The 25,498-nt window shown below is 55.4% G+C and carries 23 protein-coding genes and 1 tRNA gene; 10 read left to right on the top strand and 14 right to left on the bottom strand.

The features are described 5' to 3' along the window. Positions 1-6 precede the first annotated feature (6 nt). The 7 genes from dppC to O1724_RS01550 all read right to left on the bottom strand — a co-directional run bounded on the left by dppC (position 7) and on the right by O1724_RS01550 (position 8,414). Positions 7-909 carry a dipeptide ABC transporter permease DppC gene (gene dppC / locus O1724_RS01580; protein ID WP_126296894.1) on the bottom strand — a complete coding sequence of 301 codons (903 nt, stop codon included), beginning with the start codon at positions 907-909 and terminating at the stop codon, positions 7-9. Positions 910-918: 9 nt separating this feature from the next. After that, complete coding sequence (dppB, locus tag O1724_RS01575; protein WP_006810536.1) at positions 919-1,938, bottom strand: dipeptide ABC transporter permease DppB; 1,020 nt, start codon at positions 1,936-1,938, stop codon at positions 919-921. Positions 1,939-2,099: 161 nt separating this feature from the next. Further along, positions 2,100-3,707: a dipeptide ABC transporter periplasmic-binding protein DppA gene (dppA, locus tag O1724_RS01570; protein WP_003860756.1), complete on the bottom strand. Its 1,608-nt coding sequence runs from the start codon at positions 3,705-3,707 to the stop codon at positions 2,100-2,102. 621 nt (positions 3,708-4,328) lie between these two features. Continuing rightward, a tRNA-Pro gene (locus O1724_RS01565) sits at positions 4,329-4,405 on the bottom strand. Between the two features lie 91 nt (positions 4,406-4,496). Next, entirely contained in the window at positions 4,497-6,191 is a 1,695-nt protein-coding gene (gene eptB / locus O1724_RS01560; protein WP_023315201.1) for a kdo(2)-lipid A phosphoethanolamine 7''-transferase, read from the bottom strand. Positions 6,192-6,430: 239 nt separating this feature from the next. After that, the gene (locus tag O1724_RS01555; RefSeq protein WP_022650195.1) at positions 6,431-7,633 is read right to left on the bottom strand and encodes an L-lactate MFS transporter; all 1,203 of its coding nucleotides are present in this window, start codon (positions 7,631-7,633) and stop codon (positions 6,431-6,433) included. Positions 7,634-7,871: 238 nt separating this feature from the next. Beyond that, on the bottom strand, positions 7,872-8,414 hold the full coding sequence (locus O1724_RS01550) for a lipase (RefSeq protein WP_126296893.1): 543 nt from the start codon (positions 8,412-8,414) through the stop codon (positions 7,872-7,874). 160 nt (positions 8,415-8,574) lie between these two features. Here O1724_RS01550 and tag point away from each other — a divergent pair, with 160 nt between their 5' ends. Both tag and O1724_RS01540 read left to right on the top strand, forming a co-directional pair. After that, the gene (tag, locus tag O1724_RS01545; RefSeq protein WP_022650193.1) at positions 8,575-9,156 is read left to right on the top strand and encodes a DNA-3-methyladenine glycosylase I; all 582 of its coding nucleotides are present in this window, start codon (positions 8,575-8,577) and stop codon (positions 9,154-9,156) included. Further along, positions 9,134-9,574, top strand: a complete 441-nt coding sequence (locus tag O1724_RS01540; protein ID WP_059371061.1) for an N-acetyltransferase — start codon at positions 9,134-9,136, stop codon at positions 9,572-9,574. The genes tag and O1724_RS01540 overlap by 23 nt, the downstream gene beginning before the upstream one ends. Here O1724_RS01540 and O1724_RS01535 read toward each other — a convergent pair. Beyond that, positions 9,543-11,912 carry a molybdopterin guanine dinucleotide-containing S/N-oxide reductase gene (locus O1724_RS01535; RefSeq protein WP_479983914.1) on the bottom strand — a complete coding sequence of 790 codons (2,370 nt, stop codon included), beginning with the start codon at positions 11,910-11,912 and terminating at the stop codon, positions 9,543-9,545. The genes O1724_RS01540 and O1724_RS01535 overlap by 32 nt on opposite strands. A 122-nt stretch (positions 11,913-12,034) precedes the next feature. On the opposite strand from O1724_RS01535, the gene O1724_RS01530 reads away from it, so the two are divergent. From O1724_RS01530 to ghrB, 6 genes are all read left to right on the top strand, one after another. Beyond that, complete coding sequence (locus tag O1724_RS01530) at positions 12,035-12,697, top strand: OmpA family lipoprotein (RefSeq protein WP_022650190.1); 663 nt, start codon at positions 12,035-12,037, stop codon at positions 12,695-12,697. Between the two features lie 157 nt (positions 12,698-12,854). Then, positions 12,855-13,871 (top strand): LacI family DNA-binding transcriptional regulator, encoded by a 1,017-nt coding sequence (locus O1724_RS01525; RefSeq protein ID WP_015569988.1) that lies wholly within the window; start codon positions 12,855-12,857, stop codon positions 13,869-13,871. Between the two features lie 102 nt (positions 13,872-13,973). Further along, the gene (locus tag O1724_RS01520; protein ID WP_032608229.1) at positions 13,974-14,723 is read left to right on the top strand and encodes a sugar phosphate isomerase/epimerase family protein; all 750 of its coding nucleotides are present in this window, start codon (positions 13,974-13,976) and stop codon (positions 14,721-14,723) included. 3 nt (positions 14,724-14,726) lie between these two features. After that, the gene (locus O1724_RS01515; RefSeq protein ID WP_023315195.1) at positions 14,727-15,665 is read left to right on the top strand and encodes a sugar kinase; all 939 of its coding nucleotides are present in this window, start codon (positions 14,727-14,729) and stop codon (positions 15,663-15,665) included. A gap of 117 nt (positions 15,666-15,782) precedes the next feature. Next, entirely contained in the window at positions 15,783-17,063 is a 1,281-nt protein-coding gene (locus tag O1724_RS01510) for an MFS transporter (RefSeq protein ID WP_017694735.1), read from the top strand. A 27-nt stretch (positions 17,064-17,090) separates the two neighbouring features. Beyond that, complete coding sequence (gene ghrB / locus O1724_RS01505) at positions 17,091-18,065, top strand: glyoxylate/hydroxypyruvate reductase GhrB (protein WP_023315194.1); 975 nt, start codon at positions 17,091-17,093, stop codon at positions 18,063-18,065. A gap of 58 nt (positions 18,066-18,123) precedes the next feature. Here the strand turns inward: ghrB and cspE are convergent, their stop codons facing one another. Beyond that, positions 18,124-18,336: a transcription antiterminator/RNA stability regulator CspE gene (cspE, locus tag O1724_RS01500; protein ID WP_003860775.1), complete on the bottom strand. Its 213-nt coding sequence runs from the start codon at positions 18,334-18,336 to the stop codon at positions 18,124-18,126. Between the two features lie 243 nt (positions 18,337-18,579). Then, entirely contained in the window at positions 18,580-19,290 is a 711-nt protein-coding gene (locus O1724_RS01495; protein ID WP_017383576.1) for a DUF3053 domain-containing protein, read from the bottom strand. Positions 19,291-19,620: 330 nt separating this feature from the next. Between O1724_RS01495 and O1724_RS01490 the strand changes: the two genes are divergently transcribed. Continuing rightward, a complete protein-coding gene (locus tag O1724_RS01490; RefSeq protein WP_003860776.1) occupies positions 19,621-19,908 on the top strand; it encodes an HTH-type transcriptional regulator in 288 nt (95 codons plus the stop codon). A gap of 38 nt (positions 19,909-19,946) precedes the next feature. Here O1724_RS01490 and O1724_RS01485 read toward each other — a convergent pair whose 3' ends face one another. The 3 genes from O1724_RS01485 to ubiD form a co-directional block, all read right to left on the bottom strand. Then, positions 19,947-21,566, bottom strand: a complete 1,620-nt coding sequence (locus O1724_RS01485) for an ABC-F family ATP-binding cassette domain-containing protein (RefSeq protein WP_479983913.1) — start codon at positions 21,564-21,566, stop codon at positions 19,947-19,949. 216 nt (positions 21,567-21,782) lie between these two features. Continuing rightward, entirely contained in the window at positions 21,783-22,484 is a 702-nt protein-coding gene (fre, locus tag O1724_RS01480; RefSeq protein ID WP_003860778.1) for an NAD(P)H-flavin reductase, read from the bottom strand. Between the two features lie 39 nt (positions 22,485-22,523). Next, positions 22,524-24,020, bottom strand: a complete 1,497-nt coding sequence (gene ubiD, locus O1724_RS01475; protein ID WP_022650184.1) for a 4-hydroxy-3-polyprenylbenzoate decarboxylase — start codon at positions 24,018-24,020, stop codon at positions 22,524-22,526. 169 nt (positions 24,021-24,189) lie between these two features. Between ubiD and rfaH the strand changes: the two genes are divergently transcribed. Further along, positions 24,190-24,681, top strand: a complete 492-nt coding sequence (rfaH, locus tag O1724_RS01470) for a transcription/translation regulatory transformer protein RfaH (protein ID WP_003860779.1) — start codon at positions 24,190-24,192, stop codon at positions 24,679-24,681. Here rfaH and tatD read toward each other — a convergent pair. Then, positions 24,678-25,460 (bottom strand): 3'-5' ssDNA/RNA exonuclease TatD, encoded by a 783-nt coding sequence (gene tatD, locus O1724_RS01465; RefSeq protein ID WP_126296891.1) that lies wholly within the window; start codon positions 25,458-25,460, stop codon positions 24,678-24,680. The genes rfaH and tatD overlap by 4 nt on opposite strands. Positions 25,461-25,498: the final 38 nt, after the last annotated feature.

Here is a 25,498-nt window from a genome sequence, read left to right as displayed (position 1 = left end):
TGCCTCTTACTGCTTCAGTTTGGGATCAAGTGCATCACGCAGACCATCACCCATCAGGTTAAATGCCAGCACCGTCAGCAGAATCGCCAGACCCGGGAAGGTGACGACCCACCAGGCGCTTTGCGCGAACTGCAACACGTCGGAGAGCATGGTGCCCCACTCCGGTGTTGGCGGCTGCGCACCCATGCCAAGGAAGCCAAGAGCGGCCATATCAAGAATGGCGTTAGAGAAACCGAGCGACGCCTGAACAATCAGCGGCGCAAGGCAGTTTGGGAAGATATTGATAAACATCTGACGCATCGCACCGGCACCCGCCACGCGAGAGGCGGTAACGTAGTCGCGGTTCACTTCCACCAGCACCGCCGCACGGGTCAGACGCACATAGTGCGGTAGCGCAACAAACGTCAGCGCAAGCGCGGCGTTACCAATCGACGGACCGAAGATCGCCACCAGCACCAGCGCCAGCAGCAGGCTTGGCAATGCCAGCATAATGTCGACGACGCGCATGATGATGTTATCAACAATGCCGCCGAAGTAGCCTGCCACCAGGCCGAGTACGATCCCCATGATCAGCGACAGTACGACAACGAGGCAGCCAACCAGCAGCGACAGGCGTGCGCCGTACATCAGGCGCGAAAGCACATCGCGACCCACGTCGTCGGTGCCCAGCAGGTGCGCCAGGCTTCCGCCGTCCTGCCATGCAGGAGGTGCCAGCAGCGCATCGCGGAACTGATCAGCCGGGTTATACGGCGCAAGGACGTTCGCAAACACCGCAATCAGGATCATGATGGAAACATACACCAGCCCGACGACCGCGCCTTTGTTGCGCTTGAAGTAGTGCCAGAATTCCTGCATCGGCGTCATTGGCACCGGTGCGGTGACCACTTTATTTTGAGTAAATTGTGACATGATGGCCCCTTACTTCTTATGACGAATACGCGGGTTCACCACGCCGTACAGCAAATCGACCAGCAGGTTGACGAGAATAATCATCGTCGCGACCAGCAGTACACCGCCCTGCACAACCGGATAGTCACGGCGTTGCAGCGCATCAATCAGCCAGCGTCCAAGACCCGGCCAGGAGAAGATGGTTTCGGTCAGGATCGCCCCCGCCAGCAGCGTACCGACCTGCAAACCGATAACGGTTACCACCGGCAGCATAGCGTTTCGCAGGGCATGAATGATGATGACGCGCATACGGGTCAGGCCTTTAGCGCGGGCAGTACGAATATAATCCTCGCCCAGCACTTCCAGCATGGAGGAACGGGTCATACGCACGATCACCGCCAGAGGGATGGTGCCCAGCACCATTGCAGGCAGGATCATGTGCGCAACCGCATCAATGAAGTTGCCCTCTTCGCCCCAGATCGCCGTATCAATCAGCATAAAGCCGGTTAACGGATTGGTGTCGTCAAGGAAAACCATATCGCTGACGCGTCCGGAGACCGGCGTCAGGTTCCACTGCACCGAGACCAGCATGATCAGCATCATGCCCCACCAGAAGATAGGCATGGAGTAGCCGGTCAGTGCCAGGCCAACAGCGGTGTGGTCAAAAATAGAGCCACGTTTAACGGCAGCCAGTACGCCAACGGGGATCCCTACCGCGGTCGCGAAGATCATGGCGCAGATACCGAGTTCCAGCGTCGCTTTAAAGCGAGGTACGAACTCGTCCCACACCGGAAGACGGCTTTTCAGTGAAATCCCTAAATCGCCGTGCAACACGCCCCAGATATAGTGGAGATACTGCTGCCACATCGGCTTATCAAGGCCGAGTTCAGCCAGCAGTTGCGCATGACGTTCAGGGGAGATACCACGCTCGCCCGCCATAATCATCACCGGATCACCCGGGATCATATGGACGAAGGCAAAAGTGAGAAGGGTGATACCGATAAACGTCGGGATAACCAGTCCCAGACGTCGGAGGATGAACTGCAACATAACCCGGATTCTCTCTGATGACGCACACTCAGTGGCGTGACGTCTGTATTGCTCACAAATGTAAATTCCCTCTCCCTGTGGGAGAGGGTTAGGGTGAGGGGGTGCATGCACGCCCCTCACCCCTGCCCTCTCCAGGAGGGAGAGGGAGAACACCCTACTTATTATTCAACAGACACGTTTTCGAAGTGGTGTTTGCCCAGTGGATCGACCACGTAGCCCTTCACTTCTTTACGCACTGGCTCGTACACGGTGGAGTGAGCAACAATCAGCGCCGGAGCCTGATCGTGCATGACAACCTGCGCTTGCTTGTACAGTTCGATACGTTTGTTGTGATCGTCGGTCGCACGCGCCGGCTGGATCAGATCTTCAAACGGCTTGTAGCACCAGCGAGAATAGTTAGAACCGTCTTTCGCTGCCGCACAGCTGAACAGGGTCGCGAAGAAGTTGTCCGGATCCCCGTTGTCGCCGGTCCAGCCCATCATGACCGCCTGGTGTTCACCCGCTTTGGCGCGCTTCAGGTACTCGCCCCACTCGTAGGTCACAATCTTGGCCTGTACGCCAATCTTCGCCCAGTCAGCCTGAACCATTTCCGCCATACGGCGTGCGTTCGGGTTGTAAGGACGCTGTACCGGCATCGCCCACAGCTCAACGGTAAAGCCTTTGTCCTGGCCCGCTTCTTTCAGCAACGCTTTCGCTTTCTCAGGATCGTAGGTGTAGTCCTTAATGTCGTCGTTATAGCCCCACATGGTTGGTGGGATCAGGTTCTTGGCCGCAACGCCTGCGCCCTGGTAAACGGCTTTGATGATCGCTTCTTTGTTCACCGCGTAGGTCAGCGCCTGACGCACTTTCACGTCATCGAACGGTTTCTTCTCGGTGTTGAAGGAGAGATAACCCACGTTCAGGCCCGCCTGCTCCAGCAGGTTGATATTTTTGTCCTGCTTCATGCGCGCGATGTCAGCCGGGTTTGGATACGGCATCACCTGACATTCGTTTTTCTGCAATTTTGCGTAACGCACGGATGCGTCAGGCGTGATGGAGAAGACCAGACGGTCGATCTGCGGCTTGGTACCCCAGTAACCCGGGAAGGCTTTATACAGAATACGGGAATCTTTCTGGTACTGAAGCAGCTGGAACGGGCCGGTACCGATTGGGTTCAGGTCCACTTTTTCCGGAGTGCCGGCTTTCAGCATGTTGTCCGCATACTCTTTAGAGAGAATCGAGGCGAAGTCCATCGCCAGGTCAGCCAGGAATGGCGCTTCCGGACGCGTCAGCACAAACTGGACGGTTTTATCGTCCACTTTTTTCACTTCAGCGATCAGGTCTGGCAGACCCATCCCTTCGAAGTATTCATAGCTGCCGCCAGATACTTTATGGTACGGGTTCTGGGCATTTTTCTGACGGTCGAAGGAGAACACAACGTCGTCGGCGTTAAAGTCGCGCGTAGGTTTAAATTCTTTGCTGTCCTGCCACTTCACGCCCTGACGCAGGTGGAAGGTATAGGTTTTACCGTCTTCGCTGATATCCCACTTTTCAGCCAGGCCAGGAATCACTTCCGTGGTGCCGGTTTTAAATTCAACCAGACGGTTATAGATCGGTACAGAGCTTGCGTCGTAAGTCGTACCAGAGGTAAAGAGCTGTGGGTTAAAGCCTTCCGGAGAGCCTTCAGAACAGTAAACCAGGGTTTTTGCCTGTACGCTTGCTGCAACGGTCATGGCCACCAGGCTCAGACCAAGCTTCAGCATCCCTGACTTCTTCAAGGAAATACTCATTATTGTGCTCCAATGTGATGTTTTGCTTTGTTGTGTTACGCCGCCTGACCTTTATTTATTTTTTACCCGGTCCGGTCGGTGATGCCCGAAGGCGTTAAAAGGGATAGAGAATCCTTTCAGAAGAGCGTTTGAGTTGCAGCGCAGATCCTCCCTGAAATGCCCCTCGTGCCCTACAATCTGTCAACAGAATGTGAAAACGTCAATACAGGTGGCGGGGATTTACGTGGAGTGTGAGAAACCGCAAACAAAGATTAAAAAAACCCTGACCGTGAGTTTTCAGCAGAGAAATTCATGCTACTCGCCATGATGCAGCACAATTATCTTCATATTTCGCAACACTCAGTGATTAAGTTTTATTCAGAATGGGTAAATTTTCTTACAGGATGGTGATTATCTGAGCACTAAATACCGCGAACGTTAAAACGCACAGCGAAAAATGCTGAGGTTATCCATAAGCAACGCGAAAAAAGATCAAACTATATATAAAAAAATACAATGGATTATGTCACAAAACCGCAAGCAGGCAGGGGGAAGCAGGGCTAAGGGGTATTTTGAGGACTCGTGCGGGGTAACGCGTTAATGCAAAAAGGGCTAACCTTGCGGTTAGCCCTTTTTAGAATGTGGTCGGCGAGAGAGGATTCGAACCTCCGACCCACTGGTCCCAAACCAGTTGCGCTACCAAGCTGCGCTACTCGCCGAATGCGGAGCGCATCTTACTGCTGAGGTGCGCCCCCGTCAATCCCTTATTTTCAAAAAGCCATTCAACTGGCGATATTCTCGCCAGACCAGCTACTGCGCGGCTTTTGTGGTGTTATCAGGGAGTTTACACCAGTTGTTGTTTTCGTTAATCCCACCGTTCGGTGAGGTATAGCCGAGACAGCCCATAATGGTGTCGTACAGCTCAACGTGACGGCGCGGTACCTTGATCTCTGCCTGCTGTTTCAGATGGGCAAACATTTTGGCTTTGTCCGGATTTTCCAGGTACTTATCCGACATCCACATGATCATCGGCACGCGGAACTGCTCAGGCGGGGCCAGCTTACGCGGCGTACCGTGTAAATGCTCTTTCTCGTTGATGGACTCGCCGTGGTCGGCCGCGTAGATCACAATCGCTTTCTTATCGCGAAGCTGGTCGATCACCCGACTGAGGAAGGTATCCACATACAGAATCGAGTTATCATAGGCATTGATCAGCTCCTGCTTGCTACAGTTCTTGTTAATGCCGACGCACTCAGGCGTCCATTTGGCGAAATCGCGCGTGTAACGCTGATAGTAGCTGTAGTGTGACCCTTTGGTATGCAGAACAATAAGATGCTTACCCTGCGGATGGTTTTTCAGTGACTGTTCCATCTCAGAGAGCAGCAGCATGTCATCAACGTTCTTTCCGCGGTTACGCGGCTCGGCGCCAATCTGCTCGCGGTAGGCGATGTTATCCGCCATGGTGTTGGTGTAGAACCACATCTCACTTTGCATGGCGAACAGATCGGAGCTAAATCCAAGCTGCTTCAGAACAGCAAACACGTTTTGCTCTTTGAGAGTGCGCTGAGGATTATCACTCGCACCGCCCTCACGAACAAACATACAGCGCAACGAGAGCTTCGTGGCGGTATCGCAGGAGTAGCCGCGGTAAGCTACAAGATTCTTTTCCTGCGCCAGTTTCGGGGTGGTATCGCGGTCATAACCGAGGATACCCATATGATCCCAGCGCGTCGTTTCGCCGATAACGAAGACCACGTAAGTATCATCCAGCCCTTCAGCCGGAGCCTGGTAGGTGAACTTTTTGGTTGGGTTAATCAGCGATTTCACATCGCTGGATTCGTCCGCCTGAGCCCAGGCATAAAGACCTAACGCCGACAGCCAATTAGACGGCAGATACGAGTTAGCCACCACGCCGCCGTAGCTTGGCATATCCACGCCTGTCGCTTTTTCGATCCTTTTTTGCTGTTTTTCCATCAGGCGAATAGGCGCCCACACCAGCAGACCCGCCAGAAGAACGACGGCGACGTTGCGGATGCGCTGTCCCCGGGTACGCAGCTGGCGTAACAGGGTGTAGCGGCAGGTGTTACTCCAGATAAAGAAGAGCGGGATCAGGCAGGTCAGAATCGTCCACAGGATGAACCCTTGACCCACCACCTCTTTCGAGAGGTCGATGTCCGTGGTCATCACCGAGGCCACAATACCGTAGCCAATGACCACATTCATGAATGTCATGTAATAGCTTGCGGCGGCGGAGATAATCACCACCAGCGAGGCCAGAACCTGCCATGTACGTCTGCCAAAAAGCGAGAGCAGACGTAGCAGGAAGAAGGTCGCCAGAATTGAGCCAAACACTTCAATCGCGGCAAAAATTCCATTTCTTACAGTGAGGTGTTCGAAATAACCTTCCACTCGTCTGAACAGCACCGCGCCATTCAGAAACAAACCGATATAGACAGCCAGCATCAGACACAATCTTTGCTGGGTAAGAGACCTAATATATTTCATGCAAACAACCCTGGGGGAAGGGGTATAAAGACCCGCCGAATCTCAGTGAGAAAGCTGACAGAGTAAGTAGATGCGAGAGAAACCGTTATCAGAAACGTCTACAAGCGCGATAAGTAGACCACAGCAGGAAAGAAAAGTGGCAGCAGAGAATGTGAATCGATGAAGATTTTTACAAAATAGCAAGTCCGGAAGCGATTTAGAAATAAATAAAAGAGGCCCTGCGGCCCCTTTTTATCGAATCATGCATGCGCTTCTTTATATACCTCGCGCTGCGGCTGACGAATCGTGGTGGACAGCGCCAGCGAAATAATCAGCAAGGCAAATATCACGCAGAATGTCACGTAGAAGCCACCAAACAGCGAGGCAATCAGTGAACCGCAAATACTGCCGATACCGAAGCCGAGATAAATCACGCCGTAGTTTTTCGCCAGGTTGTTCAGGCCGAAGAACTCGCTCACCAGCGACGGGAAGACGGTAATAGTGCCGCCAAAGTTAAAGGCTACGCAGGCTATCGCCGCAAAGAATGTCGCCTCGTTCAGCGGAGCGAACAGCAGTGCTGCCATACCCACCAGGGAGATCACCTGCCCCAGCGTAATCACGCGGATCCGGGCGATTTTGTCAGACAAGATACCCAGTACCAGACGACCCGAGAGGTTAGCGATGGAGATGACCGTTACGGCGTTCGCCGCCGTCGCCGCGTCCAGTTTTACCATTCCCTGCGCGATATCTTTCGCCACACCGATGACATACAGACCGCTCATGCAGGCCGTCAGGAACATCACCGCCAGCATCCAGTACTGCGGCTTACGCATGGACTGAGCGAGGGTGAAATCGTTCTCCACCACGCCGTTAACGGTTTTCACTTCCTGCTGCGGCGCATCTTTCATCAGCGTGGCGCCGAAGAGGATCATTACCAGCACAATCACGCCCCAGATCATAAAGGTTTTCTCAAGCCCAACCGAGGCCAGCAGATGCGCATCGATGAATTTGAAGCCGAGGCTGCCCAGGCCATATGAACCAATGGCAAATGCGGAGATAAGCCCTTTACGCTCCGGGAACCACTTCACGCAGTTAGACAGCGTCAGCAGATAACCTGCGCCGTCCGCCAGCCCCACCAGCACCCCGGCGCTCAGCCACAGCATCATCAGGTTGTTAGAATATGCCGTCAGGAAGAATCCCAAGCCCAGCAAGATCCCGGAGGCCATGGTTACACGCTTCACGCCGAAACGTTCCTGAAGTTTGCCCGCCACGGAAGAGGAAATTGCTAACCCAAGACTCAGCAAGCCGAAGGAGAATGCCACCTGGCTTATCGGCGCGCCGAGCTTATCGGACAGGGCGCTGTTAAACAGGCTCCAGGTATAGACCGATCCCAGTGCGAACTGGGTAACGATGGTGCCGAATAGCGTCAGCCAACGCGTGCGGTTATAAGTTGATGTGTTCATGGCAGTGTCCTGCAAGATAAATTATGGAAATTCGCTGAGGACAACGATAAACAAAACCTTTATAGCGTTGGGGAAAAACGGAATGAAATGCAGGAGAGAAGGAATGAAATGCCTGGGATCTGGAATGAATGACCTTGCCGGGGAATGAAGCGCTGTTCTGTTAGTGGGCACTATCGCTCCAGACCCCGTCATAATTGTATTAAATATGTTATCGTATCGTTTAAAAAAATAACAACCCTTAAAATTTGGCGCTCAATCCCAGCGTATATAAATATTCTTCTTCAGCTTGCTGGTTATAGCTGATCTTCGCCCAGGGATGTAAATCACCATACTGCGTATCGACACGCCACCCCAACGAGTTCACGCTGGCATGCCAGAGGGGATCGGTAAGCGACTGCGTGGTGGTTGTATCCTCAAACGCATTCACCGGTACGGGGGGAGCGCCATCAGTGCGCCACGCCATGACGGGCCCGGTGGTGAAATGTCCCGCCACGGGAAAATTCCAGCCAACGCTCAGAACGGTTTCCGCATCTGAACCGGATGGGTCGTTCAGGGCAAACCCCGCAGCATTCTGCGAATGATTAATACGCTCCGCGAGAATATCTTCATAACGAGGTTGGTGATCGGCGTCCCATGTATAGCGTTCCGTCGTATTACTTTGTGCATCTGAAACGATATATTCCTGTTGCCACGCAAAAGCGGTGTTACAAAAAAGCAGGCAGGCTGAAACACCCACCAGGCGAGAAGCAGCATGGCGACCACTGATTTTTTTTATCATCATCAAAGCGACTCCAGAAAGAGCCGAGTTCGGCGATATATGTCATTGTTCGAAGAGGTATTAGGGCGTATAGCCCTGTATTAACTATTGTCTCTTTAGCAGACACGTCAAGCCGGGCAGATTGAAATTTTTGCGTTTACCGTATCAGGAAGGGAGATGACCTATGCAACGTTGCGGCTGGGTAAGCCAGGATCAGCTTTATATCGATTATCACGACAAGGAATGGGGCGTACCGGAAACCGACGGTAAAAAACTGTTTGAAATGATTTGCCTTGAAGGCCAGCAGGCCGGGCTGTCGTGGATCACCGTTCTGAAAAAGCGTGAGAACTATCGCAAAGCCTTCCACCAGTTCGATCCGGCTGCGGTTGCCGCCATGACCGACGACGACGTACAAAAGCTGGTTCTGGATACCGGTATCATCCGCCATCGCGGTAAAATTCAGGCCATTATTGGTAACGCGCGTGCTTATCTGGCGATGGAGCAAAATGGCGAACCCTTTTCAGCATTTGTCTGGTCGTTTGTGGATAACGAGCCGAAGGTGACGCAGGCCGCCACGCTTGCAGAGATCCCAACGTCGACCCCCGCCTCAGATGCCCTGTCGAAAGCGCTGAAAAAACGCGGCTTTAAGTTTGTGGGCACCACCATCTGTTACTCCTTTATGCAGGCCTGCGGGCTGGTCAATGACCACATTACGGGCTGCTTCTGCCATCCGGAGGGCCACCATGATCCGCAAATGGCAAAGTGAGAACACCGCGCCGCTTTTGAGTCTGTGGCTGGAAAGCACCATCGAGGCGCATCCGTTTATCGACGCAAGTTACTGGCAAGCGAATGAAGCGGTAGTGCGGGATGAATACCTTCCCGCCGCCGAGACCTGGGTCTGGGAAGAAAACGGTACCCTGTGCGGTTTTATCAGCGTCATGCAGTTCCAGTTCGTGGGGGCGCTGTTTGTCGCCCCGGCGTTCATCGGAAAGGGGATTGGGCGTGCGCTGCTGAACCACGTTCAGCAGCACTACCCGTATTTAACCCTGGAGGTGTACCAGAAAAACGTGCGGGCGGTGAATTTCTATCATGCTCAGGGTTTTCGCATCGAAGACAGCGCCTGGCAGGATGATACCCAACACCCGACGTGGATCATGAGCTGGCAGGCGGATCAAACGCCGTAAGGGTAAGCGCCGGCCCCTCATATTTCTCCACCCATGCCAGCGCCGTATTCCCCGCGCAGCCATTCCCCAGCTTCGAGCTGGGGAGATCTTTGGTCAGCACGTTTACGGCGCCGTTCTTACAAATACCGCCCTCGTCCAGCGCCAGATCCGGCCATGCGCCCTGATGAATGCAGAAAACGCCAGGGCGGATCCCGTCACTCACCACGGCGCCTGCCAGCACCTGCCCGCGCGCGTTCCAGACCCGAACGAGATCGCCGTCGTTAATCCCCCGCGCCTTTGCATCGTCGCTATTCAGCGCGATCGGCTCACGACCCGCCACCGCATACTGCTCGCGCAGAGCCGAATAGTTGAGCTGGCTGTGCAGACGATGGGCAGGATGGGCAGACAGCAGCTGAAGCTGCCCCGGCTGCGCATTGCCATGCCATTCGTCCGGCTCCAGCCACGCCGGATGCGGCGGACAGTCCGCGTAGCCAAAGCTGGCGATGCGTTCGCTGTAGATCATAATCTTCCCGCTTTCGGTTTTTAACGGGTGATTCTCCGGATCGCGACGAAAGTCAGCAAAGCGCACAAACCGCGCGTTCTGCTCGCTTTCTGGCATTTCGAAGAGTTGATTCGCCTCCCAGAACTCAGCAAATGGCGGCAGGGACACGCCCTGCGCAGCCCCGCGCTGGCTGGCAATCTGGTAAAATGTTTCCAGCCATTGCAGATCCGTTTTGCCCTCGGTGAAACGCTCCCGCCCGCCCGCTTCCCACATTTCACTCAGGTCGGCAAAGACGTCGAAATCATCCCGCGCTTCATCCCGGGGAGCCACGACGCGCTTCATCGGCACCATATGCTGGTTGCTGTAATCCCCCGTCATGGTGAGATCGTTACGCTCGAACGAGGTCGTGGCAGGCAAAACGATATCGGCATGTTTCGCTGACGCAGTCCAGAAGCACTCCGAGATCACCACCAGCTCCGGTTTCTGCCAGGCGCGGATTAGGCGGTTGGTATCCTGGTGATGGGTGAAGTTGGCCCCACCCGCCCACCAGATAAACTTAATATCCGGGAAATGGCGATCCTGACCGTTGTGCTGATAAAACCCGCCGGGGTTCTCCAGGGCTTCAACAATGCGTGCCACCGGAATTTTATCCACAGCGTCCACGCCACCCTGCACCGAGCCCTGCATGGACGCCAGCACCGCGGCTTTACGCGTCGGGTTGCCGCCGTTGGCAAAGTGATAGGAAAGGCCAAAACCGCCGCCGGGTGTGCCAATCTGCCCAAGCATCGCGGCGAGCGTCACCAGCATCCAGTGCTTTTGCTCGCCAAACTGCTGGCGCTGCATCCCCCAGCCGGACATGAGCATCGTGACATGGCTATGGAATAACGCCGCCAGTTCGCGGATTTTAACGGCATTAACGCCGCAAATCGCCGCGGCCCACTCTGCGGTTTTGGCAATACCGTCGCTTTGTCCCGTCAGATAGTCGGCAAATTTATCGAACCCCGTGGTACAACGCGCCAGAAATTCCGTGTCGTGCCAGCCGTTCTCCACCAGGGTGTGGGCGATGCCCAGCATCATCGCCACGTCGGTGCCCATATGCGGCGCGATCCACTCGGCGCTGTCGCCGAAGAAATCCAGGGTTTCAGAGCGCATCGGATCGATACAGATGATGCGCTTGCCGCTTTTGCGCAGCGCATCGAAGTAGGAAACGCCCTGCTCGTCGGACGCATTCCAGGCAATTTTCAGGGTATTGAGCGGGTTGGCGCTCCACAGCACCACCACCTCTGTATGCTCCAGCACCAGCGGCCAGCTGGTCTGCTGTTGATAAACCTCATTCCCGCCCACGACATACGGCATGATCGCCTGCGCCGCGCCGGTCGAGTAATCACCCAGATGGCCGGTATATCCTCCGGCCAGGCTCATATAGCGTTGCAGCAGGGTTGCAGCCTTATGCAGCACGCCGTTAGAGCGCCAGCCATAGGAGCCGGCAAAAATGGACGACGGGCCATAGCTGTCGCGGATGCGTTTATGCTGCGTATGGATCAGCGCCAGCGCATCGTCCCAGCTCACGCGCACGAACTCATCCTGCCCGCGAATACCCTGCGGTTTATCCGGTGACGCCAGAAAGCCTTTACGCACCATCGGCCAGCGGACGCGGGTCTTGCTGTGTACCTGATCGCGAACGACGGTCTGTAAAGAGTTGAGATGGCGCGAAGGCAAAGCCCCGCGAGACGACAGCACAGTGTCGCCATCGGTTTCGACCAGCATCGGCCCCCAATGGGCGGCGGTCAGAATGGTTTTTGTTGAGGTGCTCAAAGCGTGCGCTCCTGGTCGCGTGCAGGTGTTTCGGCCTTTCATTGAGGCAATTTATCGTTTGTGACAAATTTCAGAGTTATACACTGAATTTTCTCCGTATCCGGACGTCATAATCCACTGCCACGTCCGTCGTGGCAAAGAATAAAAAGGATTAAGGAAATAAGATGAAAAAACGCGTACTCGTTATTGCCGCTCTGGTGAGCGGCGCACTGGCTGTTTCAGGCTGCACAACCAACCCTTACACCGGTGAACGCGAAGCGGGCAAATCCGGCATTGGCGCGGGTATTGGTTCCCTGGTAGGCGCTGGCGTTGGCGTACTCTCCTCCTCCAAGAAAGATCGCGGCAAAGGTGCGCTGATTGGCGCAGCGGCAGGCGCAGCCCTGGGCGGCGGCGTGGGTTATTACATGGACGTGCAGGAAGCAAAACTGCGTGACAAAATGAAAGGTACGGGCGTGAGCGTGACGCGCAGCGGTGACAACATCATCCTGAACATGCCAAACAACGTGACCTTTGACAGCAGCAGCGCGACGCTGAAACCCGCAGGCGCGAACACCCTGACCGGCGTGGCCGCAGTGCTGAAAGAGTACAATAAAACTGCCGTGAACGTGATTGGTTACACCGACAGCACCGGCAGCCAGGATCTGAACATGCGTCTGTCGCAGCAGCGCGCCGATTCCGTGGCCAGCTCGCTGATCACCCAGGGCGTAGAAGCGAACCGCATCCGCACCAGCGGCATGGGTCCGGCTAACCCGATCGCCAGCAACAGCACGGCGGAAGGCAAAGCGCAGAACCGCCGCGTTGAAATTACGTTGAGTCCTGTGCAGTAGGTAAAAGCAAAACGGCAAACCCGTTGCCGTTTTAGTATTTGCGCCCTCTCCTGTAGGAGAGGGTTGGGGTGAGGGCATCAGACCGCCACCCGGCAAATTGCTTGATTCGCCAGATTTTCCCGCTAAGGTATTCTCACTAAATTCAGGGAAATCAGCGATGATCAAACCAACCCGGGCCACCATCAGCGACGTGGCGAAAGCCGCCAAAACCGGTAAAACCAGCATTTCACGCTACCTCAACGGCGAGAAACACCTGCTGTCCGATGCGCTGCTGGCGCGAATCGAACAAGCCATTGCCGATCTCGACTACCGTCCCAGCCTGATGGCGCGCGGCCTCAAGCGGGGTCGCACCCGCCTGATTGGGCTTATCATCGCCGATATCACTAACCCCTACTCCGTTAACGTACTCAGCGGCATCGAAGCGGCGTGCCGGGAAAAAGGCTTTACCCCGCTGGTCTGTAACACCAATAACGAAGTTGATCAGGAGTTGCATTACCTCGATCTGCTGCGCAGCTATCAGGTGGAAGGGATCGTGGTCAATGCCGTCGGGATGCGCGAAGAGGGGCTAAATCGTCTGCAACAATCGTCTCTCCCGATGGTGCTTATTGACCGCAAAATCCCGGAATTTGCCTGCGATGTGGTCGGGCTGGATAACACCCAGGCGGCCACCACTGCCACCGAGCACCTGATTGAACAGGGTTTCGAAGCCATTCTGTTCCTGAGCGAACCGCTGGGTATGGTTAACACCCGCCGCGACCGCCTGGCTGCATTTCGCGCCACGCTGGCGCGTTATCCCGGTGTGATCGCCGAAAATGCTGAAATCCCCCTCCATGAAGCCGGACAGCTGGATAATACCCTGCGCCAGTTCCATACCCGCCATCGGGGAATGCGTAAGGCGGTGATCTCCGCTAACGGGGCGCTGACGCTTCAGGTTGCCCGCTCGCTTAAACGCATTGGCCTGCACTGGGGCAGCGACATCGGCTTGCTCGGCTTTGATGAACTGGAGTGGGCTGAACTTGCTGGCGTAGGCATTACCACCCTCAAACAACCCACCTGGCAGATCGGCTATGCCGCGGTTGAACAAGTGGTTCGCCGCATTGAAGGCACCCGCGACGCCGTACGCGAGCAGGTTTTTTCTGGCGAGCTGATCGTTCGCGGCTCTACTGCCCGTTAATTTCCCCTTCGTGACAGCGATCATAAATTCAGCATCCCGATCTTTTCTTTGGAACCGGTTCCATCTAGCGTAATACTATCGATTACGCTCTGGAGTCAGGAAATGAGCAGGAAAATTATGGTGGTCACCGCCGCGTATGGTGCGGATCAGGTGCGACAGGCAGGCGGTCAACGGGCAATGCTTCCCGTTATTGCCGGCGCAGGGGCTGATGGCGTTGAAATCCGCCGAGAGCTCTTCAGCCACGACGAGTTAATGGCCCTGCCTGCGTTGGGCGAGTCCATTGAACTGCTGGGTTTACTGGCGTGCTACTCCGCCCCGGCCCCCCTGTTTATGCCCGATGGAACCCTCAACCCGGATCTTCCACGCTACCTTAGCGAAGCCAGCGCACTGAACGCGCTGTGGCTTAAAGTCTCGCTGGGTCATTTCAGCGACAAACAACCGCTTGAAGCCCTGCGCGCACTGCTGGATGAAAGCGGCATGACGCTGGTGGTGGAAAACGACCAGACCGACTGCGGGCAGCTCGCGCCGATGCAGCGCTTCAAAGCCGCCTGCCGGGTAATGGCGCTGCCGGTCACACTGACGTTCGATATGGGCAACTGGCTGTGGGTTGGCGACTCCCCGGAAGAGGCTGCACGTCAGCTGGCTCCCGCCGTGAGCTATATTCATGTGAAGGCCGCAGTCCCGCATAAGGCGCAGTTCCGCGCCGTCGCGCCGGATCAGACCGATTCTCGCTGGCGGGATCTGCTTAATCAACTGCCTGCCGACGCGCCGCGCGGTATCGAATTTCCGCTCGAAGGGACGGATCTCACCGCCGTCACCCGCCATTACGTCAACCTGCTGCGCGAGGAGTAAACCATGCACAAGACGCTGGACGTTATCACTATCGGCGAGGCCATGGCGATGTTTGTCGCCACCGAAACGGGCGAGCTGAGCGCAGTGGAGCACTTTATCAAACGCGTGGCAGGCGCCGAATTGAATGTCGCTACCGGCCTTGCGCGGCTGGGGCTGAATGTCGGCTGGGTGAGCCGCGTGGGCAATGACAGCTTTGGCCATTTCGTTCTCGACTCGCTGAAAAAAGAGGGCATTGATGCCGCAGGCGTCACGCTCGATGGACGCTTCCCGACGGGCTTTCAGCTGAAATCTAAAGTTGAAAATGGAACCGATCCCATCGTGGAGTATTTCCGCAAAGGCTCAGCGGCAAGCCATCTCTCCGTGGATGATTATCACGCCGCGTATTTCTCCTCCGCGCGCCACCTGCACCTGAGCGGCGTGGCGGCGGCGCTCTCGGCCAGCTCGTACGATTTACTCGATCACGCGGCTTCGGCAATGAAAGCGCAGGGCAAAACCATCTCCTTTGATCCGAACCTGCGCCCGGTGCTGTGGAAAAGCGAAGCGGAGATGGCTGAGAAACTCAACCGACTGGCGTTTCAGGCGGACTGGGTTCTGCCGGGCATAAAAGAGGGAATGATCCTCACTGGCGAAAGCACGCCCGAAGGCATTGCTGATTTTTACCTCAACAGAGGGGTAAAAGCCGTGGTGCTGAAAACCGGTGCCGACGGCGCATGGTTTAAAACTGCCGACGGTGAGCAAGGCGCTGTCGCTGCGGTAAAAGTCGACAACGTGGTCGATACCGTGGGCGCGGGCGATGGGTTTGCCGTCGGGGTCATCAGCGCCCTGCTGGAGGGCAAACCGCTGTCGCAGGCCGTGGCGCGAGGCAACAAAATTGGTTCGCTGGCGATTCAGGTGCAGGGCGACAGCGAAGGATTACCAACACGAGCAGAGCTCGGCGTCTAAATTCCCTCTCCCCGTGAGAGAGGACCAGGGTGAGGGCAGCAATCCGCACCAGATAATTAAGCCACCGTGTACCCTACAGACAACGGCGGCAACAACCTCAACAACAGAGGCAAGCCTATGAACAGTTCGACCAATGCAGTAAAACGCTGGTGGTACATCATGCCAATCGTGTTTATCACGTACAGCCTGGCGTACCTGGATCGTGCCAACTTCAGTTTCGCATCCGCCGCCGGGATCAACGAAGACCTCGGGATCACCAAAGGGGTCTCGTCCCTGCTGGGCGCCCTCTTCTTCCTGGGGTATTTCTTCTTCCAGATCCCCGGCGCGATTTACGCTGAACGCCGCAGCGTGCGAAAGCTCATTTTCATCTGCCTGATCTTATGGGGTGCCTGTGCGTCGCTTACTGGCGTGGTGAATAACATTCCTGCTCTGGCGGCTATTCGCTTTATTCTCGGCGTGGTTGAGGCGGCCGTCATGCCAGCAATGCTGATTTACATCAGCAACTGGTTCACAAAATCGGAGCGTTCACGTGCTAATACGTTCCTGATACTCGGTAACCCGGTCACCGTGCTGTGGATGTCGGTGGTTTCCGGCTATCTGATCCAGTCCTTCGGCTGGCGCGAGATGTTCATCATCGAAGGGGTTCCCGCGATTATCTGGGCCTTCTGCTGGTGGGTGTTGGTGAAAGATAAGCCAGCCCAGGCGAAATGGCTTTCTGAAGACGAAAAAGCCGCACTCCAGGCGCAGCTGGATAAAGAGCAGCAGGGGCTTAAAGCGGTGCGTAACTACGGCGAAGCCTTCCGCTCCCGGAACGTTATTCTGCTGTGTGCACAGTATTTTACCTGGAGTATTGGCGTGTACGGTTTTGTGCTGTGGCTGCCGTCGATTATCCGCAGCGGCGGTGAAAACCTTGGCATGGTGGAAGTGGGCTGGCTGTCATCGGTGCCTTACCTGGCTGCGACCATCGCGATGATTATCGTCTCTTGGGCATCGGACAAGCTGCAAAACCGTAAGCTGTTCGTCTGGCCACTGCTGCTGATCGCTGCTTTTGCCTTCATTGGCTCCTGGGCCGTAGGCGCGAACCACTTCTGGGTCTCGTACACTCTGCTGGTGATTGCGGGTGCGGCCATGTATGCCCCGTATGGTCCGTTCTTTGCCATCATCCCGGAAATGCTGCCGCGTAACGTCGCAGGGGGCGCGATGGCGTTGATCAACAGTATGGGTGCGCTGGGTTCGTTCTTTGGCTCGTGGTTTGTGGGCTATCTTAACGGTGCCACCGGCAGCCCGTCGGCCTCTTACATCTTTATGGGGGTGGCGCTTTTTGCCTCGGTATGGCTTACTCTGATTGTTAAGCCTGCTAATAATCAACAGCTACCCGTCGGCGCACGCCACGCCTGAATCCTTTTAAAATCAACGGAGATTAGCATGAAGCCGTCCGTCATTTTGTACAAAGCACTGCCTGAAGATCTGCAAAAACGCCTGGAGGAACACTTTACCGTTACCCGGGTAAAGAACCTCAGCCCGGAAACCGTGGCACAGCACGCCGACGCGTTTGCCAGCGCCGAGGGCCTGCTGGGTTCGAGCGAAAAGGTGGATGCAGCGCTGCTGGAGAAAATGCCGAAGCTTCGTGCTACCTCAACCGTTTCGGTGGGATACGACAATTTCGACGTGGATGCGCTAAACGCGCGCAACATCCTGCTGATGCACACGCCCCATGCCCTGACGGAGACCGTCGCCGACACGCTGATGGCGCTGGTGCTTAGCACCGCCCGTCGTGTAGTGGAAGTGGCCGAGCGCGTGAAAGCGGGCGAATGGACCAAAAGCATTGGCCCGGACTGGTTCGGCGTGGACGTTCATGGCAAAACGCTGGGGATTGTTGGGATGGGCCGTATCGGTCTGGCGCTGGCACAGCGCGCGCATTTTGGCTTCAACATGCCCATTCTGTATAACGCGCGCCGTCACCACAGTGAAGCTGAAGAACGTTTCAACGCCCTTTATTGCGAGCTTGATACGCTGTTGCGGGAAGCCGACTTTGTCTGCCTGATCCTGCCGCTGACGGATGAAACGCGTCATCTCATCGGCAAAGCGGCGTTTGAAAAGATGAAGAAATCGGCCATTTTCATCAACGCGGGTCGTGGTCCGGTGGTCGATGAGAAGGCGCTGATTGAGGCACTGCAAAACGGTGAGATCCACGCCGCTGGTCTGGACGTGTTTGAACAAGAGCCGCTGCCGGTGGATTCTCCGCTACTGACCATGCCGAACGTCGTCGCCCTGCCTCACATCGGCTCTGCAACTCATGAAACACGCTACAACATGGCGGCGACCGCCGTGGATAACCTGATTGCCGCGCTCGGCGGTAAAGTGGATAAGAACTGCGTTAACCCGCAGATACAACAGTAGAAACGAAAAAACCCGCCAGAAGGCGGGTTTTTGAATTTAGTGCTACTGGGCTGGAAGCTTACAGGCTTACAACGTTACCAGCTGCTGGGCCTTTAGCGCCGCTTTCGATGGTGAAGGAAACTTTCTGACCTTCATCCAGAGATTTGTAGCCATCGTTCTGGATAGCAGAGAAGTGTACGAACACGTCTTTAGAGCCATCGTCAGGTGTGATGAAGCCGAAACCTTTATCAGCGTTGAACCATTTTACCAGACCAGTCATTTTAGCAGACATAGAAATTACCTTATTAACAAATATATTGTGCCTTCCGGCTTGATGGATTGCGTTACAGATTTTTAAGCGATGAAGGAAGGGTCACTACGAAGGGTATCTATGGATAACAATCTGGACTGCTTTACTAAACTGCTTTAGGTCTGTGTAACAAACCGACGAACATAGTTATACCGATGTGGTAGATGAATGACAAGCGTTATTTTCATCAAGCATAAAAAAACCCCGCCGAAGCGGGGGTTTTTCTTATTCCGTAGCAGCGACCGCTGCGCTCCAGGCCTGGCTAAAGGCCTGATGCTGGGACGCGAGCGGACCGATCAGCGCGTTATACTGGCTCGCCTGCTGGGAGGTCGGGAACTGGATACCGTTAGAGACAAAGCTCACCTGCGTACCTTGTTCACTAATAAAGTCACCCACCTGGACCAACTGCTGAGTAAAGACCTGCGCCGCCGGGATCAGCGGTTGCAAAGCGTTTGACGGCTTGGTCACGACTTTCTCATACACCTGGTCATAGACCGGTTTAAGATCCTCGCCCTGCTTCAACGCGGAACGCGACGCATCAGCCTGCATTTTGGCATTTTGCAGCTGCTGGCTCAGTACCCCAAGCGCGCCATTTGACTGGCGTAGCGGTTCGCGCTGGGTCATATAATCCTGTGGAACACGGATGGCATTCACGCTATCCACTACCGGGCGAATACCGGAATCCATCGCCTGGCTTACCTGCTGTGAATAGCCATACAGAATGGCGTAATCCGACACGAATGGACCAAACTGTTTTTTCTGATCCGCAGTCAGCGTTGGTAAACGCTCGCCGCTACGCATCACTGTATTCTGTAGAAAATCGATAAACGCTTTGCGCTGATCGCCTTCTTTATCGAAACACCCACTCAGGCTAACAACCATCAATAACGCCGCAATAGGCGCAAACCAGCGAGAGCAGGACTTTCCTGTCGCCATTTTATTACTCCTTTCACCCAAAAAGCGCACACCGGCACACGCGTGCCCAACGCTGACAAGGATAGTCCAGGTCAGCCTTGCAAGATAGAGTTTTCATGCAAAACGGGTATTCCCGTTTTTGTACTGACTATTTACAAAAAAATACCTGTGAATCCCTACATATGACTAATCAGGTAATTAGCATAACTATCCATATAGCTGAAACGTGTAAAGCGATCGTTATCGCACAATTAATCACAGCCGTGACGATCCTGTGTCTGGTTTAGGGACTATTCTTAACAGGCTCTCTGATGTTCATGATCCCGATGTGTGATTTATGAGGAGTTCTCAATGGAATTAAAAGATCCTGAGTTTGAGCTGCTGAGCAGCCTGGAACAGATTATTTTTAAAGATGTACCGCCGACGGTTACCCTGAATCAAAAGTCCAATCCTTTTAGTGAATTTGAGCGTTTACGCAAAGGATCGGGCCTGAAAACAGATGAATTCGCAAGAGCGATGGGTGTCAGCGTAGCAATGGTGCTGGAGTGGGAGTCAAAACGTGAAAAACCTACCCCAGCCGAGCTAAAGCTGATGCGCCTGATCCAGGCAAACCCTGACCTTCGCAAGCAGTTAGCCTGATAAAGTTTGTTTGCCCCCGCCCTTGCGGGGGCTTGTGTTTACAGGCTTTCACATCGCCATCCCGTCTCTTCCCACACCAGTTCATGCGTCAGCTTCAGCCCTGCCAGAAAAGCTTCATCGTGCGACACCACCAGCAGCGCGCCGGGATAATCGGCCAGGGCCGCTTCAATGGCCTGAACAGAGGCCAGATCAAGATGGTTGGTCGGCTCATCCAGAAGCAACAGCTGCGTTGCCGCTTCACGCCACAATACGCAGGCCAGCGCGGCCTTCAGGCGCTCGCCGCCACTCAGTTCGGCCAGTGGTAGTGTCACTTTCTCTGCGCCCAGTTGAAGCTGCGCTAAACGGGTACGCAGCGCCCCCTCTTCGAGCGGCGTATTGCCCAGGCTAAGGTGAGTCATCACCGACTGCGACAGATCCAGCCGGGAAAGATGCTGATCGAGATAAGCACACCTGACAGAGACCTTACAGATTCCCGTAACAGGGGCGGTTTCGCCCAACATCACTTTCAACAGCGTGGATTTTCCACAGCCGTTCGGCCCGCGTAGCGCCACGCGCATCGGGCCATCCATTCGCCAGTTTATCGGTGGGACAGGCACGTGCGGAAGCACCAGTTCTTCCAGCACCAGCACCTGTTTCCCTTCCGGGATTTCACTGCCCGGCAGGGTAAACATCACCACATTATCCTCTTCAACCCGCTCGCGTGCCTGGTTGACCGCAGCGTTCAAAGCATGGTTTTGATCGCTATGCTGTTTTTTCCAGGAACCAATACGCTCTTTCGCCGCCCCTTTGTATTTGACCCGTTCAAACGAGGCGATGTTAAGGCTGTCGACCGTGCGAAGCGTTTTGGCTGAACGCCGCAGGCTGTCGTCATGCTCTTTATGCATACGGGCGCGGGTACGCTTGCGCTCGGTGGCAGCATGCTCCAGCGCGGCGCGGGCAGCCAGCTGTTCAGCATCACGCTGGGTTCGATAGTCAGCATAATTCCCACCGTAGCTGCGCAAGCCCAACGCGCTCAGTTCAAGGATTCGCGGTACCTGGGCCAGCAACTCACGGTCGTGAGAGGCCACCAGCACCCCGCCCTGATACCTGGAAAGCTGCTCGTAGAACCACTTGCGGCCTTGCCTGTCGAGGTGGTTGGTCGGTTCGTCCAGCAGCAGGTAGTCAGCATCCGCGGTGAATGCGCTGCACAGCAAGGCACGAATGCGCTCGCCACCGCTCAACTCTGCCGCGCGTTTACTCGGGTCAAAAGGGGGAAGTTTTGCAGCGATAAAAGCCTGGCTCAGCCGTTCAGCCAGATCCCAATAACCGTCGAGCGTGTCGAGATCGTCGGGTTCATAATGACCGCTGTCGATGCGCGTGCGCGCCGCAAAGATCGCGTCGTAACCAAGCAGTTCGGCAAGCGTGGTATCCGCAGAAATATCCTGCTGCTGCGCCACGTAGACGTGTGTACCAAAGCGTTCAATATGACCGCTGGCGGGTTCATCAACTCCTGCCAGCAACCGGAGAAGGCGTGTTTTACCGCTGCCGTTGCGGCCAACCAGCGCGCACACTGACGCATCCAGAGAAAGATTCAGTGGACCAAAAAGGATATCGCCCGTCGCAAACTGACAGGTGACCTGATGCAAAATAAAAGAGGGGGACTGCGCAAAATGAGCCATAAGCACTCCTGAATGAAATCAAAACATCCCCTGCCGACGCGATGCGTTGAGCAAGGATCGAAATTCATCAGTCGTGTTTGTTCATTTTTGGGGGGCGCTCCTGAGGGCGAAATTTAACGGGAACAAGAATAACGGCAATGCGCCGCCCATTTCAAGGTTAAATTTTCACCAGGCTATTGCCCGAGCATAAAAAACCCGCCGAAGCGGGTCTCTCAATCAGATAAACGCAAACGCATCGCCAAACAGACGATCTTCCCGCGCGTCACGCTCGTTGCAGAACAGGTCGCGGGCAATTTTTGCCATTTCAAAGCGACCGGCAATGTAGATATCGTGCCCGGCCAGCGTCCCGTGATCCTGCAATACCGCAGTCAGCACCGTACCGCTGCGCCCGCGCCAGCCCTCTTCCGGCTGCTCGACAACCGGCTCAATGCGCAGGTTTGGATGATTTACGCTCAGCGCCTCCAGCTCAGACAGATCGTAAAGGTGCTTCTCTTCACGGCCGCCCCAGTAGATGGTGATATCGCGATTTGGATTACGCGCCAGCGCCGTCAGCAGAATAGAGCGGACATAGGAGAAGCCCGTGCCACCGGCAATCAGGATCAGCGGACGGTCTTCGTCTTCACGCAGCCAGGCCTCGCCATGAGGAATATCAACCACGATTTCACGCTCTTTCAGGATGCGGTCCATCACGGCCATCGCGTACAGGTTAAGCTCAGACGCACCAATATGCAGCTCAATAAATTCCTTCTCTGCTGGCGTTGAGGCCATAGAGAAAGGACGCTTATCACGCTCGTCCATCACGACCATCAGGTACTGACCGGCACGGAATGAGAATGCCGCTTCAGGAACCAAACGGACGCGATATACGGTGTCGGTAATAGCATCTACCGACGTCACTTTACAGCTTAAGGTTGTCATTCGCTCTCTCTGTCGGGAAGTCTATAGGACTAAACGGTCTTATTCTGCCTTACCGTTATTCATTATGGCCAGCTCGTCCCAGATCGCGTCAATTCGCGCGGTCACGGCAGGATCTTTTTCGATCGGGCGACCCCATTCACGGTCGGTTTCGCCAGGCCATTTGTTCGTGGCATCCAGTCCCATTTTTGAGCCAAGTCCGGAAACCGGCGAGGCAAAATCCAGGTAATCAATCGGCGTGTTTTCCACTAACACCGTATCACGCGCTGGATCCATACGCGTGGTGATGGCCCAGATAACGTCATTCCAGTCGCGGGCATTGACGTCATCATCGCAGACAATCACAAACTTGGTATACATAAACTGGCGCAGGAAAGACCATACGCCCATCATCACGCGCTTAGCGTGACCGGCATACTGCTTCTTCATCGTCACCACCGCCAGGCGATACGAACACCCTTCCGGCGGCAGATAAAAATCAACGATTTCCGGGAACTGCTTTTGCAGGATCGGCACGAACACTTCGTTCAGCGCCACGCCCAGTACCGCCGGTTCGTCGGGTGGACGGCCGGTATAGGTGGAGTGATAGATGGCATCTTCACGCTGGGTAATGTGGGTGACGGTGAACACCGGAAAGTTATCCACTTCGTTGTAATAGCCGGTGTGGTCGCCGTACGGCCCTTCGGGTGCCAGCTCGCCCTGTTCAATGTAACCTTCCAGCACAATCTCTGCGCTGGCCGGTACTTCCAGGTCATTGGAGATGCACTTCACCACTTCGGTTTTGGTGCCGCGCAGCAGTCCTGCAAAGGCATATTCAGACAGCGTATCAGGAACAGGCGTCACCGCGCCCAGGATGGTTGCCGGATCGGCACCCAGCGCGACGGAAACCGGGAAGCGTTCGCCCGGATGGGCCGCGCACCACTCCTGGAAATCCAGCGCCCCGCCGCGATGGGACAACCAGCGCATGATGAGCTTGTTTTTGCCAATCAGCTGCTGGCGGTAAATGCCGAGGTTTTGACGCTCTTTATGCGGCCCACGCGTCACGGTGAGGCCCCAGGTGATCAGCGGTGCGGCATCTTCAGGCCAGCACTGCATGATGGGAATTTTGGTCAGATCCACCGCATCGCCTTCCAGCACTTTTTGCTGGCACGGCGCACCGCGCAGGCGTTTGGTGGGCATATTCAACACCTGCTTAAACTGCGGCAGTTTGTCGAACAGGTCTCGGAACCCTTTTGGCGGCTCCGGCTCTTTCAGAAAGGCCAGCAGTTTGCCCACTTCACGTAACGCCGTGACATCTTCCTGCCCCATCCCCAGCGCCACGCGGCGAGGTGTGCCAAACAGGTTGCACAGCACCGGCATGGTGTAGCCTTTTGGGTTTTCAAACAGTAACGCCGGGCCGCCCGCGCGCAGGGTGCGGTCAGCGATTTCTGTCATTTCCAGATACGGATCAACAGGAAGCGTAATGCGTTTGAGTTCGCCCTGCTTTTCCAGCAGCGCCAGGAAGTCGCGTAGATCGTGGTATTTCATGCAGTTAATCATGGCCTCTCTGTAAGCGCTTCATTATACGGCGTAAGACCGCGTGATGCTGTAATTTTGTTAAATTAGCGTGAACTTCCACGACTTACTCTCTTTTTCGCCATTATAATCACCTTAGCGATCCCGCCAGGGTTTTGGTATGCTTGCGCCCCGAACAATGGGAAGAGTGATTATGCAGGCCTGGTATTTACTGTATTGCAAACGCGGGCAACTTCAGCGCGCGCAGGAACATCTTGAACGTCAGTCTGTTAACTGCCTGACACCCGTGATCACGCTTGAAAAAATGCAGCGTGGAAGACGCACGACCGTCAGTGAGCCTCTGTTCCCGAATTACCTGTTCGTCGAATTCGACCCCGAAGTGATCCACACCACGACGATCAGTGCCACGCGCGGCGTCAGCCATTTTGTGCGTTTTGGCGCCCATCCGGCAAGAGTACCGTCATCGGTTATTCATCAGCTTTCTGTCTACCAGCAGCCTGAAGATATTACCGATCCGGAAACCCCTTATGCCGGCGACAGCGTGGTGATCACCGAAGGCGCCTTTGAAGGCTTACAGGCCATCTTCGCTGAGCCGGACGGTGAAGCGCGCTCCATGCTGCTGCTCAACCTGCTGAACAAAGAGGTGTTGCAGAGCGTGAAAAACACCGATTTCCGCAAAGTTTAGAACTGCACGCCGAACAGACGACGCACGTTATCATCGGTTTGTGCTGCCAGCCACTGCGCATCTTCTCCCCGCCAGTGCGCCACTCGCTCAGCAATATGCCCCAGGTAGGCCGGTTCATTACGTCGTGATGGCGGTTTGGGCTGCATATCCCGGGGCAACAGATACGGCGCATCCGTTTCCAGCAGCAAACGATCGGCCGGGATAACGGGTAACAGCTCACGCAGTTCCAGCCCACGACGCTCATCGCAGACCCAGCCCGTGATACCCAAATAAAGCCCGCGGTTCAGGCAATCCAGCGCTTCCTGACGGGAGCCCGTAAAGCAGTGCAACACCGCGCCCGGCAGTTTCTCCAGCCAGGGTTCCAGTAGCGCCATAAAACGTTCATGCGCATCGCGACAGTGCATAAACACCGGCATCTCCAGCTCTGCTGCCAGCGCAAGCTGGGCGGTAAATGCCTTCTCCTGCTCTTCAGGCGTCGAGAAGTTACGGTTGAAATCAAGCCCGCATTCGCCAATGGCAACCACTTCTGGCGTTTGTGCCAGACGATGAAGCGCCTCAGCGCTTTCATGCGTCCACTGGCTGCTGTCATGAGGATGCACGCCTGCGGTGGACCAGCAGTGTTGATAGCGTTGCGCCAGCTGCCGTGCCTGCTCACTCTCATGCAGATTCGTTCCCGTCAGTAACAGCCCGTTCACGCCGGCGGCAAAGGCGCGCGCCACCACCTCATCGTGGTCTTTCGCAAACTGGGCGCTGGTGAGGTTAAGCCCGATATCAAACATACGTATCCCCATATGACAACCGCCCTGACGGGCGGTTG

The organism is Enterobacter cloacae complex sp. HYC074_NIDB, assembly GCF_056673345.1.
Note: the sequence above shows the minus strand (reverse complement) of the source record. Positions and strands in the feature narration are given on the sequence as shown.

Bases quoted from the DNA above. Each gene is read 5' to 3' on its own strand.
- O1724_RS01495 (WP_017383576.1), bottom strand. From the start codon at position 19,290: ATGGCGACAGGAAAGTCCTGCTCTCGCTGGTTTGCGCCTATTGCGGCG.
- O1724_RS01520 (WP_032608229.1), top strand. From the start codon at position 13,974: ATGAGCAGGAAAATTATGGTGGTCACCGCCGCGTATGGTGCGGATCAG.
- fre (WP_003860778.1), bottom strand. From the start codon at position 22,484: ATGACAACCTTAAGCTGTAAAGTGACGTCGGTAGATGCTATTACCGAC.
- dppA (WP_003860756.1), bottom strand. From the start codon at position 3,707: ATGAGTATTTCCTTGAAGAAGTCAGGGATGCTGAAGCTTGGTCTGAGC.
- tag (WP_022650193.1), top strand. From the start codon at position 8,575: ATGCAACGTTGCGGCTGGGTAAGCCAGGATCAGCTTTATATCGATTAT.
- O1724_RS01540 (WP_059371061.1), top strand. From the start codon at position 9,134: ATGATCCGCAAATGGCAAAGTGAGAACACCGCGCCGCTTTTGAGTCTG.
- ubiD (WP_022650184.1), bottom strand. From the start codon at position 24,020: ATGATTAACTGCATGAAATACCACGATCTACGCGACTTCCTGGCGCTG.
- O1724_RS01515 (WP_023315195.1), top strand. From the start codon at position 14,727: ATGCACAAGACGCTGGACGTTATCACTATCGGCGAGGCCATGGCGATG.
- O1724_RS01535 (WP_479983914.1), bottom strand. From the start codon at position 11,912: ATGAAAGGCCGAAACACCTGCACGCGACCAGGAGCGCACGCTTTGAGC.
- O1724_RS01510 (WP_017694735.1), top strand. From the start codon at position 15,783: ATGAACAGTTCGACCAATGCAGTAAAACGCTGGTGGTACATCATGCCA.
- O1724_RS01555 (WP_022650195.1), bottom strand. From the start codon at position 7,633: ATGAACACATCAACTTATAACCGCACGCGTTGGCTGACGCTATTCGGC.
- dppC (WP_126296894.1), bottom strand. From the start codon at position 909: ATGTCACAATTTACTCAAAATAAAGTGGTCACCGCACCGGTGCCAATG.
- tatD (WP_126296891.1), bottom strand. From the start codon at position 25,460: ATGTTTGATATCGGGCTTAACCTCACCAGCGCCCAGTTTGCGAAAGAC.
- dppB (WP_006810536.1), bottom strand. From the start codon at position 1,938: ATGTTGCAGTTCATCCTCCGACGTCTGGGACTGGTTATCCCGACGTTT.
- eptB (WP_023315201.1), bottom strand. From the start codon at position 6,191: ATGAAATATATTAGGTCTCTTACCCAGCAAAGATTGTGTCTGATGCTG.
- O1724_RS01550 (WP_126296893.1), bottom strand. From the start codon at position 8,414: ATGATGATAAAAAAAATCAGTGGTCGCCATGCTGCTTCTCGCCTGGTG.
- O1724_RS01525 (WP_015569988.1), top strand. From the start codon at position 12,855: ATGATCAAACCAACCCGGGCCACCATCAGCGACGTGGCGAAAGCCGCC.
- O1724_RS01530 (WP_022650190.1), top strand. From the start codon at position 12,035: ATGAAAAAACGCGTACTCGTTATTGCCGCTCTGGTGAGCGGCGCACTG.
- O1724_RS01490 (WP_003860776.1), top strand. From the start codon at position 19,621: ATGGAATTAAAAGATCCTGAGTTTGAGCTGCTGAGCAGCCTGGAACAG.
- cspE (WP_003860775.1), bottom strand. From the start codon at position 18,336: ATGTCTGCTAAAATGACTGGTCTGGTAAAATGGTTCAACGCTGATAAA.
- ghrB (WP_023315194.1), top strand. From the start codon at position 17,091: ATGAAGCCGTCCGTCATTTTGTACAAAGCACTGCCTGAAGATCTGCAA.
- rfaH (WP_003860779.1), top strand. From the start codon at position 24,190: ATGCAGGCCTGGTATTTACTGTATTGCAAACGCGGGCAACTTCAGCGC.
- O1724_RS01485 (WP_479983913.1), bottom strand. From the start codon at position 21,566: ATGGCTCATTTTGCGCAGTCCCCCTCTTTTATTTTGCATCAGGTCACC.